Origin of the sequence: Pseudomonas sp. A34-9 (assembly GCF_029543085.1) — a bacterium.
GTDB lineage: Bacteria > Pseudomonadota > Gammaproteobacteria > Pseudomonadales > Pseudomonadaceae > Aquipseudomonas.
Map to the genome: position 1 here is coordinate 553,840 of NZ_CP119967.1, position 13,809 is coordinate 567,648.

10 protein-coding genes are annotated in these 13,809 nt (G+C 60.4%); 9 read left to right on the forward strand and 1 reads right to left on the reverse strand.

The features are described 5' to 3' along the window. Nucleotides 1-11: 11 nt before the first annotated feature. Complete coding sequence (aceE, locus tag P3G59_RS02405; protein ID WP_123448340.1) at nt 12-2,657, reverse strand: pyruvate dehydrogenase (acetyl-transferring), homodimeric type; 2,646 nt, start codon at nt 2,655-2,657, stop codon at nt 12-14. Between the two features lie 384 nt (nt 2,658-3,041). On the opposite strand from aceE, the gene glnE reads away from it, so the two are divergent. The 9 genes from glnE (at nt 3,042) to P3G59_RS02450 (ending at nt 13,706) form a co-directional block, all read left to right on the forward strand. Next, nucleotides 3,042-5,981, forward strand: a complete 2,940-nt coding sequence (gene glnE / locus P3G59_RS02410) for a bifunctional [glutamate--ammonia ligase]-adenylyl-L-tyrosine phosphorylase/[glutamate--ammonia-ligase] adenylyltransferase (protein ID WP_277760314.1) — start codon at nt 3,042-3,044, stop codon at nt 5,979-5,981. Nucleotides 5,982-6,287: 306 nt separating this feature from the next. Beyond that, on the forward strand, nt 6,288-7,322 hold the full coding sequence (gene waaF, locus P3G59_RS02415) for a lipopolysaccharide heptosyltransferase II (protein WP_277760315.1): 1,035 nt from the start codon (nt 6,288-6,290) through the stop codon (nt 7,320-7,322). A 1-nt stretch (nt 7,323) separates the two neighbouring features. Further along, nucleotides 7,324-8,385, forward strand: a complete 1,062-nt coding sequence (gene waaC, locus P3G59_RS02420) for a lipopolysaccharide heptosyltransferase I (protein WP_277760316.1) — start codon at nt 7,324-7,326, stop codon at nt 8,383-8,385. Further along, nucleotides 8,385-9,506: a glycosyltransferase family 4 protein gene (locus P3G59_RS02425; RefSeq protein ID WP_277760317.1), complete on the forward strand. Its 1,122-nt coding sequence runs from the start codon at nt 8,385-8,387 to the stop codon at nt 9,504-9,506. Before waaC ends, P3G59_RS02425 begins: the two co-directional genes overlap by 1 nt. Continuing rightward, on the forward strand, nt 9,506-10,312 hold the full coding sequence (gene rfaP / locus P3G59_RS02430; protein ID WP_277760318.1) for a lipopolysaccharide core heptose(I) kinase RfaP: 807 nt from the start codon (nt 9,506-9,508) through the stop codon (nt 10,310-10,312). The genes P3G59_RS02425 and rfaP overlap by 1 nt, the downstream gene beginning before the upstream one ends. Then, nucleotides 10,312-11,046 carry a lipopolysaccharide kinase InaA family protein gene (locus tag P3G59_RS02435; RefSeq protein ID WP_277760319.1) on the forward strand — a complete coding sequence of 245 codons (735 nt, stop codon included), beginning with the start codon at nt 10,312-10,314 and terminating at the stop codon, nt 11,044-11,046. The genes rfaP and P3G59_RS02435 overlap by 1 nt, the downstream gene beginning before the upstream one ends. After that, nucleotides 11,043-11,795 carry a lipopolysaccharide kinase InaA family protein gene (locus P3G59_RS02440; protein WP_277760320.1) on the forward strand — a complete coding sequence of 251 codons (753 nt, stop codon included), beginning with the start codon at nt 11,043-11,045 and terminating at the stop codon, nt 11,793-11,795. Before P3G59_RS02435 ends, P3G59_RS02440 begins: the two co-directional genes overlap by 4 nt. Next, nucleotides 11,795-13,246, forward strand: a complete 1,452-nt coding sequence (locus P3G59_RS02445; protein ID WP_277760321.1) for a lipopolysaccharide kinase InaA family protein — start codon at nt 11,795-11,797, stop codon at nt 13,244-13,246. The genes P3G59_RS02440 and P3G59_RS02445 overlap by 1 nt, the downstream gene beginning before the upstream one ends. Before the next feature lie 124 nt (nt 13,247-13,370). Continuing rightward, the gene (locus P3G59_RS02450) at nt 13,371-13,706 is read left to right on the forward strand and encodes a YceK/YidQ family lipoprotein (RefSeq protein WP_277760322.1); all 336 of its coding nucleotides are present in this window, start codon (nt 13,371-13,373) and stop codon (nt 13,704-13,706) included. Nucleotides 13,707-13,809 lie beyond the last annotated feature (103 nt).

Sequence of the window (13,809 nt, forward strand, 5' to 3'; positions counted from 1 at the left end):
AAAATGTCTCCTCAGCAGTCCAGTGGGTTGCGTTTTTCCGGGTCGATGCCGAACTTGACGATGGCCTCAGCCACGACTTTAGGTTCGATATCACCACGGTCAGCCAGTGCTTCCAGGGCTGCCAACACCACGAAATGACGGTCGACTTCGAAGAAATGACGCAGTTTCTTGCGGCTGTCGCTGCGGCCGAAACCGTCGGTGCCCAGGACTTTGAATTCCTTGGACGGTACCCACTGACGGATCTGCTCGGCGAACAGCTTCATGTAGTCGGTAGACGCGATAACCGGACCTTTACGGCCGTTCAGGCACTCTTCGACGTAGCTCAGCTTAGGCTTCTGGCCAGGCTTCAGACGGTTGCTGCGCTCTACAGCGAGGCCGTCGCGACGCAGTTCGTTGAAGCTGGTAACGCTCCACACGTCGGCGCCAACGTTGAACTCTTCACGCAGAATCTTCGCCGCTTCACGGACTTCACGCAGGATGGTGCCGGAGCCCATCAGTTGAACGTGGTGTGCCGCATCGCGGGTGTCTTCTTCGAGCAGGTACATGCCTTTCTTGATGCCTTCTTCGGCACCGGCCGGCATGGCTGGCTGCTGGTACGACTCGTTCATCACGGTGATGTAGTAGAAGATGTCCTGTTGCTCCTCGGTCATCTTCTTCATGCCGTCCTGAATGATCACCGCCAGCTCGTAGCCGTAGGTTGGATCGTAGGTGCGGCAGTTCGGGATGGTCGCGGCCAGCAGGTGGCTGTGACCGTCTTCGTGTTGCAGACCTTCACCGTTCAGGGTGGTACGGCCGGCGGTGCCGCCGATCAGGAAGCCACGGGTACGGCTGTCGCCGGCAGCCCAGGCCAGGTCGCCAATACGCTGGAAGCCGAACATCGAGTAGAAGATGTAGAACGGCAGCATCGGCTGGTTGTGGCTGGAGTACGAAGTACCGGCGGCGATGAACGAGCTCATGGCGCCTGCTTCGTTGATGCCTTCTTCAAGGATCTGACCTTTCTGGTCTTCCTTGTAGAACATCACTTGGTCTTTATCGACTGGCTCATAGAGCTGGCCAACGGAGGAGTAGATGCCGAGCTGACGGAACATGCCTTCCATACCGAAGGTACGGGCTTCGTCCGGGATGATTGGCACGATGCGCGGCCCGATTTCCTTGTCCTTGACCAGTTGCGCGAGGATCCGCACGAAGGCCATGGTGGTGGAAATTTCACGGTCGCCGGAACCGTCAAGGATGGCCTTGAGGGTGTCCAGATCCGGAGTCGGCACGCTGAAGCTTTGTGCGCGGCGCTGTGGCACGAAACCACCCAGGGCAGCACGACGCTCGCTGAGGTAGCGGGCTTCGGCGCTGTTTGGCTCTGGCTTGAAGAACGGCAGGTTCTCCAGCTCTTCGTCCTTGACCGGAATGTCGAAACGATCGCGGAACAACTTCAGGCTGTCGACATCGACTTTCTTGGTGTTGTGGGCAGTGTTTTTCGCTTCGCCGGCACCGGTGCCATAACCCTTGATGGTCTTGGCCAGGATGACGGTTGGTTGTTCTTTGTGGTTGACCGCTTCGTGGTAAGCCGCATAGACCTTGTACGGGTCGTGGCCGCCACGGTTGAGTTTCCAGATCTCGTCGTCGGACAGGTCAGCAACCATCGCCTTCAGTTCAGGCGTGTTGAAGAAGTGTTCACGCACGAACGCGCCGTCTTTGGCTTTGTAGTTCTGGTACTCGCCGTCGATGACCTCGTCCATGCGACGTTGCAGGATGCCGTCGACGTCTTTGGCCAGCAGTGGGTCCCAGAAACGGCCCCAGATGACTTTGGTCACGTTCCACTGAGCACCGCGGAACACGCCTTCGAGTTCCTGGATGATCTTGCCGTTGCCGCGAACCGGGCCGTCGAGGCGCTGCAGGTTGCAGTTGATGACGAAGATCAGGTTGTCCAGCTTCTCGCGGCCGGCCAGGGAAATAGCGCCCAGGGATTCCGGCTCGTCGCACTCGCCGTCGCCCAGGAAGCACCAGACTTTCTGTTTGCCCGGCTGAATGAAACCGCGGTGTTCCAGGTACTTCATGAAGCGTGCCTGGTAGATCGCCTGGATCGGACCCAGACCCATGGATACGGTCGGGAACTGCCAGAAGTCAGGCATCAGCCAAGGGTGCGGGTAGGACGACAGGCCCTGACCGTCGACTTCCTGGCGGAAGTTGTTCATCTGGTCTTCGGTGATGCGGCCTTCCATGAACGCGCGGGCGTAAACGCCTGGCGAGGTGTGGCCCTGGAAGTAGATCAGGTCGCCGCCGTGTTCGTCGGTCGGGGCCTGGAAGAAGTAGTTGAAGCCGATGTCATACAGGGTCGCACTGGAAGCGAAGCTGGAGATGTGACCACCCAGGTCAGAATCTTTCAGGTTCGTACGCATTACCATGGCCATCGCGTTCCAGCGTACCAGCGAGCGAATGCGGCGTTCCATGAACAGGTCGCCAGGCATGCGTGCTTCGTGGGTTACCGGGATGGTGTTGCGGTAAGGCGTGGTGATGGCGTAAGGGAGTTGCGAGCCGCTGCGGGTCGCGAGTTCACCCATACGGGTCATCAGATAGTGAGCACGGTCTTCGCCTTCTTTGTCGAGAACCGATTCCAGGGCGTCCAGCCATTCCTGGGTTTCGACGGGATCGAGGTCTTGCATGGCTTGCTCCAGGGCGGAAAGGCTTCCAGAATCGGTTGCCTGAGTTTGCGACTGGCCTTGTGGGCAGACGATTTAAAATTCTTGGATTGCCGATAGGTTGTTCCGGCGGCGTGTAGTTTTACTACAAATCTTCCGGCATTTCAGCCTTTCGAATGTATAGACGAGTAGTAAAACTACAGAAGAATGGCTTGTGGCCTCCGGCTGCGTTGTGAGAATAATCGTTAAGGTTGGTCTTTTGCCATCCGAAAAAGGTGAAACTTTGATGTTCGCTGCCAAAGAGAAAGAAATTTCAGCTATTTCTAACTTTTGTTCGACAGTCCTCCGGGTAGCGGCTTTTCACCAATCACTACAAGCGGCCATTTACACGCCGATCAAGGATAGACCATGACCCTGCCCGTGCTTGCCGAACTGCCCGCCATTCTCCTGCCGTTGGTCACTCGATCCGAGCAGTCGTTCCGTACGGCCGTCGCCACGCTGGAAGACGATCACGGCTTCGCGAGCTGGACGCCAGAGCGCTGGGCGCAGTTCGCTCGCGTCACCGCCGCCAGCGAGTTTGTCATTGAACAGAGCGTTCGTGACCCTTTGATGTTGCTTGCACTGGTGCAGTCCGGCGAACTCGACCGGGCTTTTGCGCCGGGTGAATTGTGTGCGCAGATTGCCGCCGCGGCGAACGCTGCCCAGAACGAAGATGAGCTCGGTCGCGCCCTGCGTCGTCAGCGCGCCCGCCATCAAGTACGGATCATCTGGCGCGACCTCACCCGTCAGGCCGATCTGGTGCAGACCTGCCGTGATCTCTCGGACATGGCCGACGCCACCATCGACCAGGCATATCAATGGTTGTACAGCCGCCATTGCGAACAATTCGGTACGCCGACCGGCCGCCGCAGCGGTGAGCCGCAGCAAATGGTCGTCCTCGGCATGGGCAAGCTCGGCGCCGTCGAGTTGAACCTGTCTTCGGACATCGACCTGATCTTCGCCTACCCCGAGGGCGGCGAAACGGTGGGCGTGAAGCGCTCGCTGGATAACCAGGAATTTTTCATACGTCTCGGCCAGCGCCTGATCAAGGCGCTGGATCCGATGACCGTCGACGGCTTTGTATTCCGTGTCGACATGCGCCTGCGCCCGTACGGCTCGTCCGGCGCGCTGGTGCTGAGCTTCAATGCGCTGGAGCAGTATTACCAGGATCAGGGCCGCGACTGGGAACGCTACGCGATGATCAAGGCGCGGGTGGTGGCCGGCGATCAGGTCGCGGGTGCGCAGTTGCTCGACATGCTGCGGCCGTTCGTTTACCGGCGTTATCTGGATTTCTCGGCGATCGAAGCGCTGCGCACCATGAAGCAACTGATCCAGCAGGAAGTGCGGCGCAAGGGCATGGCCGACAATATCAAGCTGGGCTCCGGCGGGATTCGTGAGGTCGAGTTTATCGCTCAGGCTTTTCAGTTGATCCACGGTGGCCGCGACTTGAGCTTGCAGCAGCGTCCTCTATTAAAGGTGTTGAGCACCCTGGAGGGGCAGGGTTATCTGCCGCCGGCAGTGATCAGCGAGTTGCGTGAGGGCTACGAATTTTTGCGCTACACCGAACACGCGATTCAGGCGATTGCCGACCGTCAGACACAGATGCTGCCGGATGGCGCGCAGGATCAGGCGCGCATTGCCTTCATGCTCGGTTTCACCGATTGGGATGCATTCCACGAGAAACTGATGTTCTGGCGTGGCCGCGTGGCCTGGCACTTCGCCCAGGTGATAGCCGATCCCGATGAGGATGAAGGCGCCGAAAGTGAAGTGGTGGTCGGCGGTGAGTGGCTGCCGCTGTGGGAAGAGGCGCAGGACGAAGAGGCCGCGTGCCGTCAGTTGGAAGAGGGTGGTTTTGCTGATGCGAGCAAAGCCCTGAAAGCGCTGGCCGGATTGCGCAGCAGCCCGCAACTGCGGGCGATGCAGCGGCTGGGGCGTGAGCGTCTCGATGCTTTTATTCCGCGTCTGCTCGCACAAGCCGTGGAGCACGCCAATCCGGATCTGGTGCTTGAGCGGGTGTTGCCTTTGGTGGAAGCAGTGGCCCGTCGTTCGGCGTATCTGGTCTTGCTGACGGAAAACCCCGGCGCCCTGCGACGCTTGCTGACGTTGTGCGCGGCGAGTCCGTGGATCGCTGAGCAGATCACGCGTTTCCCGCTGCTGCTGGATGAATTGCTTAACGAAGGTCGTTTGTTCAAGCCGCCATTGGCGCCGGAACTGGCCGCCGAGTTGCGCGAGCGGCTGACGCGGATCCCCGAGGACGATCTCGAACAACAAATGGAAGCCCTGCGCCATTTCAAACTGGCGCACCGCTTGCGCGTCGCAGCGTCGGAAATCGCCGGCAGCCTGCCGCTGATGAAAGTCAGCGATTACCTGACCTGGCTGGCCGAGGCGATTCTCGAGCAAGTGCTGGCCCTGGCCTGGCGCCAGACCGTGGCCAAATACGGCACGCCGCTGCGTACCGACGGCACGTTGTGCGATCCCGGCTTCATCATTGTCGGTTACGGCAAAGTCGGCGGTCTGGAATTGGGGCATGGTTCGGACCTGGATCTGGTGTTTATCCACGACGGCGATCCGCAGGCGGAAACCGACGGGCCGAAGTCGATTGATGGTGCGCAGTTCTTCACGCGCCTGGGGCAGCGGATCATTCACTTGCTGACGGCGCAGACCAACTCCGGTCAGCTCTATGAAGTGGACATGCGTCTGCGGCCGTCCGGTGCCTCGGGGCTGTTGGTCAGCTCGCTCGGTGCATTCGCCCGCTATCAGGAAAATGAAGCCTGGACGTGGGAACATCAGGCCCTGGTGCGCGCGCGGGTGCTGGTCGGCAGTCAGGATGTCGGACAGGCGTTCGAGAAAGTTCGTGCGCAGGTGTTGGGCAAATCCCGTGATCTGGCCAAGCTGCAACAGGAAGTCAGCGAGATGCGCGCGAAGATGCGCGACAACCTTGGCACCAAGAGCACCGCAGCCGGTACCGCAGCGAATGCCTTCGATGCCACGGCGCCGTTCGACCTCAAGCAGGACGCCGGAGGTATCGTCGATATTGAATTTATGGTGCAATACGCGGCCCTGGCGTGGTCGCACAGCCACCCGCCACTGCTGCGCTGGACCGATAACATCCGCATTCTGGAAGAGCTGGAACACGAAGGGCTGATGCCCGCCGAAGACGCCAGCCTGTTGCGCGAGGCCTATAAAGCCTACCGCTCCGCCGCCCACCGGCAGGCCTTGCAGAAGGACGCGGGGGTGATACCGGGCGACCAGTTTGCCGAAGAGCGGCGGCAGGTTTTGCGGATCTGGAAAGAGATGGGGCTAAGCTGAAAGCGGTTTATGCAGCACCCAATACCCTGTGGGAGCGAGCTTGCTCGTGAAGACGGAGTGTCAGATGACAGCGATGTCGGATGTGATGGCCCCTTCGCGAGCAAGCTCGCTCCCACAGTGGATCTACAGTGTCTGTAGATCTGCAGCAGGACAAAAAAACAATGTGGGAGCGAGCCTGCTCGCGATAGCGGAGTGACAGTCGACAGTCATGTTGAAGGTAATGACCCATCGCAAGCAGCGCCGCTCCCTCAGTGAATCTCGGGCGGGGAGGCGTAAATGCCTCCCCGGCTCGTTTTTGGAAGCCACATGAATATTTTGATCGTTGGGCCCAGTTGGGTCGGTGACATGGTGATGGCGCAGACACTGTTTCAGTGTCTCAAGCAGCGCCACCCGCAATGCGAAATCGACGTGCTGGCCCCCGAGTGGAGCCGGCCGATCCTTGAGCGCATGCCTGAAGTGCGCAAGGCCTTGAGCTTCCCGCTCGGCCACGGCGCGCTGGAGCTGGCGACCCGTCGACGCATCGGCAAATCCCTGCGTGGCCAGTACGATCAGGCGATCCTGTTGCCGAACTCGCTGAAGTCGGCGCTGGTGCCGTTCTTCGCCGGCATCCCGAAGCGCACCGGCTGGCGCGGCGAATTCCGCTACGGCCTGCTCAACGACGTGCGCACCCTCGACAAAGAGCGCTATCCGCTGATGATCGAGCGGTTCATGGCTTTGGCCTATGAGCCGAACGCCGAGCTGCCGAAGCCGTATCCGCGCCCAAGCCTGCAAATCGATCCGGTCACCCGCGAAGCGGCGCTGGCCAAGTTCGGCCTGAGCCTCGATCGCCCGGTGTTGGCGCTGTGCCCCGGTGCCGAGTTCGGCGAGTCCAAGCGCTGGCCGTCCGAGCACTACGCCAAAGTCGCCGAAGCGCGCATTCGCGAAGGCTGGCAGGTGTGGCTGTTCGGCTCGAAAAACGATCACTCGGTCGGCGAAGACATCCGCGCACGTTTGATCCCGGGCCTGCGTGAAGAATCGGTCAACCTCAGCGGTGGCACCTCACTGGCCGAAGCCATCGATCTGCTGTCCTGCGCCGACGCGGTGGTCTCCAACGATTCCGGCCTGATGCACGTTGCCGCTGCGCTGAACCGCCCCTTGGTCGCCGTCTACGGTTCGACCTCGCCGGGCTTTACCCCGCCGCTGGCCGAGCACGTCGAAGTGGTTCGTCTGGGTCTCGATTGCAGCCCGTGCTTTGACCGTACCTGCCGTTTCGGCCATTACAACTGCCTGCGCCAGCTGATGCCGGACGCGGTCAACGATGCCTTGCAGAAATTGCAGGGCGCTGTGGTCGAGGTTCATTAAGTTGCGGGTATTGCTGATCAAGACTTCATCGCTGGGCGACGTGATTCATGCGTTGCCGGCGCTGACCGACGCCGCCCGGGCCATTCCCGGGATCAAATTCGACTGGGTGGTGGAAGAAGGCTTCGCCGAGATTCCGACCTGGCACCCGGCCGTTGGCAAAGTGATTCCGGTGGCGATCCGCCGCTGGCGTAAAAACCTCTGGAAAACCATTACCAGCGGGGAGTGGAAACGCTTCAAGCAAAGCGTGCGCGCGAACAAATACGACTTGGTGATCGATGCTCAGGGGCTGCTGAAAAGCGCCTGGCTGACCCGTTACGTCAAAGCCCCGGTAGCCGGACTCGATAAAGGTTCGGCCCGTGAACCGATGGCCTCGCGTTTCTATGATCGCAAATTGGCCGTCGCCCGTGGTCAGCACGCCGTCGAGCGGGTGCGACAGTTGTTCGCCATCGCCCTCGGTTACGACCTGCCCAAAGGCCTGGGTGATTACGGCCTCAACGTCGAACGTCTGGTCGAGTTGCCGCGCAAAAATGCATTTGTAGTGTTCCTGCATGGCACCACCTGGGACACCAAGCACTGGCCGGAAGCCTATTGGCGTGAGCTGACCGAACGCGTCGGCTACCTCGGCGTCGGTGTGAAACTGCCGTGGGGCAACCCGCAGGAAAAGGCCCGCGCCGAACGCATCGCCGCCGGTTTCAAACACGCCGAAGTGCTGCCAAAACTCAATCTGGCCGGCGTCGGCAAAGTCCTCGCCGGCGCCCAGGCTTGCGTGGCGGTGGACACCGGTCTCGGCCACTTGGCCGCCGCACTGGACGTGCCGACCATTTCCCTGTTCGGCCCGACCAACCCGGGCCTGACCGGCGCTTACGGCAAGTTGCAGATTCACCTGGCCAGCGACTTCCCGTGCGCGCCGTGCCTGCAAAAGAAATGCACCTATCAACCGACCGCGCAGGATGCCCGTCAGTTTGACCTGAAGCGTGAGCAGCCTTTGTGCTTCACGCGTCTGAACCCCGAGCGTGTCGCCAGCCGACTGAGCACGTTGTTAATGGCTGAGGAGCTGCGCTGATGCAATTGGCATTCGTTCTGTACAAATATTTCCCGTTCGGTGGCTTGCAGCGCGACTTCATGCGCATCGCCCTCGAATGCCAGAAGCGCGGGCATCGGATTCGCGTCTACACGCTGATCTGGGAAGGCGACGTGCCGCCCGGTTTCGAAGTGCTGGTGGCGCCGGTCAAGGCGTTCTTCAATCACCGTCGCAACGAAAAGCTCAGCGCGTGGATGGAGGCGGACCTGGCCAAGCGCCCGGTCGATCGTCTGATCGGCTTCAACAAGATGCCGGGTCTGGACGTCTACTACGCCGCCGACGGCTGCTTCGAAGACAAGGCGCAGAACCTGCGCCATTCGCTGTACCGCCGCTGGGGCCGTTATCGCCACTTTGCCGAGTACGAGCGCGCGGTGTTCGCCAAAGACGCGAAGACCGAAGTGCTGATGATTTCCGAAGTGCAGCAGCCGCTGTTCATCAAGCATTACGACACGCCGCTTGAGCGCTTCCACTTGCTGCCACCGGGCATTGCTCAGGATCGTCGGCGTCCGGCGGATGCTGATGAAATCCGCGCCGGTTTCCGTGCCGAATTCAATCTCAAGGATGATGAACTGCTGCTGGTGCAGATCGGTTCCGGGTTCAAGACCAAAGGCGTCGACCGCAGCCTGAAAGCACTGGCCGCATTACCCTCCGAGCTGAAGAAGCGCACCCGGCTGTTTGTAATCGGTCAGGATGACCCCAAATTGTTCCAGATGCAGAGTGCAACGTTGGGTCTGGGCGATAACGTGACGTTTCTCAAGGGGCGCAGCGATATCCCGCGTTTCCTGCTCGGCGCCGATCTGTTGATCCACCCGGCGTATAACGAAAACACTGGTACCGTGTTGCTCGAAGCGCTGGTCGCCGGCTTGCCGGTGCTGGTCAGCGCGGTCTGCGGTTACGCCCATTACATCGCCGAGGCCGATGCCGGGCGAGTGCTGGATGAGCCGTTCGATCAGGCGCAGCTGACGCAATACCTGACCGACATGTTGAATGACGACGCTGCACGGGCGGCCTGGAGCCGCAATGGTCTGGCCTTCGCCGAGACGGCCGACCTCTACAGCATGCCGCAGCACGCGGCCGATGTGATTCTGGCGGAGCACGCTTAATGAAGTTGATGCTGGCTGAACCGTTCAAAAGCCTTTGGGCCGGGCGCGACCCGTTCGCCGAAGTCGAAGGCTTGCAGGGCGAGGTATACCGCGAGCTGGAAGCACGTCGGACACTGCGCACGGAAGTCGACGGCAACGGATTTTTCGTCAAGATTCACCGTGGCATCGGCTGGGGCGAAATCTTCAAGAACTTGCTGACGGCCAAGCTGCCGGTGCTCGGCGCGGGCCAGGAGTGGCAAGCCATTCAGCGTCTGCAGGAAGTCGGTGTGCCGACCATGACCGCCGTCGCGTACGGCGAGAAGGGCAGTAACCCGGCGGATCAGCACTCGTTCATCGTCACCGAAGAACTGGCGCCGACCATCAGCCTTGAAGACTTCAGCATCGACTGGGTCAAGCAGCCGCCCGAGCCGAAGCTCAAGCGCGCGCTGATCGCCGAAGTGGCACGCATGACCGGCATGATGCACCGCGCCGGCGTCAATCACCGCGACTGCTACATCTGCCACTTCCTGCTGCACACCGACAAACCGGTGACGCCGGGCGACTTCAAACTTTCGGTGATCGACCTGCACCGTGCCCAGACCCGCGCGAGAATCACCCAGCGCTGGCGCAACAAGGATCTGGCCGCGCTGTACTTTTCCGCGCTGGACATCGGCCTGACCCGCCGCGACAAGCTGCGCTTCCTCAAGGGCTATTTCCAGCAACCGCTGCGCCAGATCCTGGCGGAAGAAGCGCCGCTGCTGAACTGGCTCGAAGGCAAAGCCAACAAGCTCTATGCGCGTAAGCAGCGTTACGGGGATGCGCTCTGATGGCGGGTTGGACGCTTGAGTCGCAATACAGCGATCTCGCCGACGATTTCGGCAGCCTCGAAGCCGTTTTTGCGTTGCAGGGCGAACGCCTGACCCGCGACCCGCTGTCGGAAGTGATTCGTGTGCAGCGCAATGGCGTCAACTATTACGTGAAACGCTACGTCGGTGCTGGCAAAGGCTTGCGCCGTTACCTTGGCAAGCCGCGGGTGAAGATGGAATGGCAGAACCTCAAGCGCTTCGCCAAGTGGGGCATTCCCACCGCAGAGGTGGTGGCCTGGGGCTTGGAGCGACGCGGCGCGGCGTATGATCGCGGCGCCATGATCACTCGCGAATTGCCCAACACCGAAGACCTTTCGGCGCTCGCCGAGCGCAAGGATCCGAAACTCAAGGATCGCGCCTGGGTCGACGGCGTCAGCCGGCAACTGGCCGGCTATACCCGGACGATGCATGATCACCGATTTACCCATAACGATTTGAAATGGCGCAACCTGTTGATCGATGATCAGGCGCGCATATTTCTGATCGATTGCCCTAACGGCGAGTTCTGGCGCGGCTTCTGGCTCAAGTATCGGATCACCAAGGATCTGGCCTGTCTCGATAAACTCGCCAAATACCACCTGTCCAATACCCAACGCCTGCGCTTCTATAAGCAATACCGCCAGTGCGATCGGCTTGATAGCGCCGACAAGAAACGGATTCGGCACGTGGTGAGATTTTTCGAGGGACGTGAATGACTGATTTTCTCGCCGCTGAAGACCGTGCACTGCTTGAGCGCCATGGTCTCGGTACTTTCGACGCACTGTGGGCCAAACAGCTTGAAGCTGTGGACGAACCCAATACCGCCCGTGGCGGCTGGAGCAGCGTCTTCCGCCTGGACCTGGAAGGGCAGGGTTATTACCTCAAGCGCCAGAGCAATTACCTGACGCGCACCTTGCACGCGCCTTTCGGTGAGCCCAGTTTTGCCCGCGAGTTTCGCAATATCAGCCGCTATCGCAAGCTCGGTATCCCGGCGCTGCAAGCGGCGTTCTTCGGTGAGCGCAAGGTTGACGGCGAGGTTCGCGCGATCCTGCTGACCCGGGCACTCGATGGCTGGAGCGATCTGGAGTCGCTGTTGCAGCGTTGGGCGCAGCTCAGTGCCGCGCAGCATTCGGCGATTCTCAAGGCCTGCGGACTGCTCGCGCGGCATCTGCACGGTGTGCGCCAGGTGCACGGCTGCTTTTATCCCAAGCATATTTTTCTGCGAGCCACCGGTGACGGGTATCAGGCGCAATTGATCGACCTGGAAAAAACCCGTCCCTTGTTGTTCGGCATGCGTGACCGGATCAAGGACCTGGAACCGTTGCAACGCCGCGCGCCGGAATGGAACGAGGCACAACTGCGTGAATTGCTGGCGGCGTATCTCGATCAGTCGACCGATAGTTCGCTGCTCGACAGCTGGCTCGCCCGGCTGACCGCGCGCCGCAGTCACAAGGAGACGCGCTGATGCAATTGTCCGAGCTGGCCGGTGTCGGGCGAACTCCGCCACTGCCGCTGACCGTGACCCTGGCCGATGCTGCCGGGAGTGCGGATCTGCAGTTGCTCAGTTTGCTGCGGGTTCTGCCAGGGCAACGCTACGTCGGCGCCGGTGTCTGGCGTGGCCGTCCGGTGCTGGCCAAATTGCTGGTCGGTGGCAAGGCCGCACGGCATTTTCAGCGTGAACTGGAAGGGGTGCGCTTGCTAGCCGCGCAAGGCATGACGACACCCTTGCTGCTGGCCGACGGTTTGAAAAGCGACGAAGGTGGCTGGCTGCTGTTCGATTTCCTTGAAGGCGCCGAAAGCCTTGGCGATGCCTGGGCAACGGTCGAGTCGCTGCCGTTACTCGCGGATGAACAGTCGGCGGTATTGGCCGAGGCGTTGGGCGCCATTGGCCAATTGCACGGCAAAGGCCTCTGGCAGGAGGACCTGCACCTGGACAATCTGCTGCGTCACGGCGGTCAGTTGTACTGGATTGACGGTGCGGGCATTTGCACAGAAACCGCCGGTCAGCCGTTGTCGCGACAGAAAGTCCTGGAAAACCTCGGCGTATTTTTCGCTCAGCTACCCAAGGCGCTGGAGCCCTTCACCGAAGAGCTGCTGGTGTATTACCTGTTGAGCAACAGCGAGCACGCATTGCCGCTGGAAGCCTTGCAGAAGCAGATCGACAAAGTGCGTCGCTGGCGTCTGAAAGACTTTCTGATCAAGGTCGGTCGCGAATGCACGCTGTTCAGCGTGCAGCGTGGAGCGTTCGGTCTGCGCGCGATCCGCCGCGAAGAAGAGTCGGCCATGGTGCCGGTGCTGGATCAGGCCGATGCGCTGCTTGATCAGGGCCACCTGTACAAGACCGGTGGTGCGGCGAGTGTCGGCAAGGTTCAGGTGGGTTCGCGCACGCTGGTGATCAAACGCTACAACATCAAGGGGTTTGCGCATTGGCTCAAGCGTTTCTGGCGGCCGAGTCGGGCCTGGCATTCGTGGCGCGAAGGCAATCGCCTGGCGTTCCTCGGTATCGCTACGCCCAAGCCGCTGGCGGTACTGGAGAAGCGTTTTTTGTGGCTGCGCAGTCGTGCGTATCTGGTGACCGAATTCCTGCCCGGGCCGGACATCATCGAGCGCTTTGCGCCCTATGTTGAAAGTGGCGAAGCGCCGGAGGCGGAGCTGCAGGCGCTGGACCTGTTGTTCGCTCGACTGATTGACGAGCGCATCAGTCATGGTGACTTCAAGGGGCACAACCTGTTCTGGCAGCAGGATCGCTGGGCGCTGATCGACCTGGATTCGATGTGTCAGCACGGATCTGTCGGTAGCTTTGCACCGGCCTATGCCCGTGACCGTGCGCGATTCATGCGTAACTGGCCCGAAAGCAGCGCGCTGTATCAGGTTATTGATCAGCGTTTGCCCAAAGAAATTTCCACCGCAGGCTGAATCAAACTCTTACGGCCGTAGAGGACAAGATTTAGTGACTTGTCCTACAGCTTCTCCGGAAGCCATGAACTGTGCCCCGTTCAGCTCCGATGCTAATTTGCCCTTCGATCTTGGAGGACGAATCTTGACCATCAGACAAGCTGTAACGTTGGGCGCTCTTTCATCGGTTCTGGCCGGCTGTGGCAGCGTCATGACCGTATTGCAGGACGATGCCGACGTCGCCCGGGACATGCGCAAACAAAACACCTACTGCCAATCGATTCCGCGGATTTACAGCGGGCTGGCCTTCGATTTCTGCGTGCTGAACGCGCCCCCTGATCCCAGCGGATTTCTGGTGCCGTTCGTGTTGCTGGATCTGCCATTGTCCGGTGTATTCGATACAGTAGCGTTGCCCTATACGGTTTATCGTCAGGTCACCGACGGCAACCTTGGTATTTACTGGCGCAGGGGCGGTTATTGAGTCGCAGGGCAAGGTTTCTCCAAACCATTCACCCTGGGGCAATCGCGCAGGGTAATTCCCCTCTCGTTTACGCTATAATCCCGCCCTTTAGCTGTCACTCGCC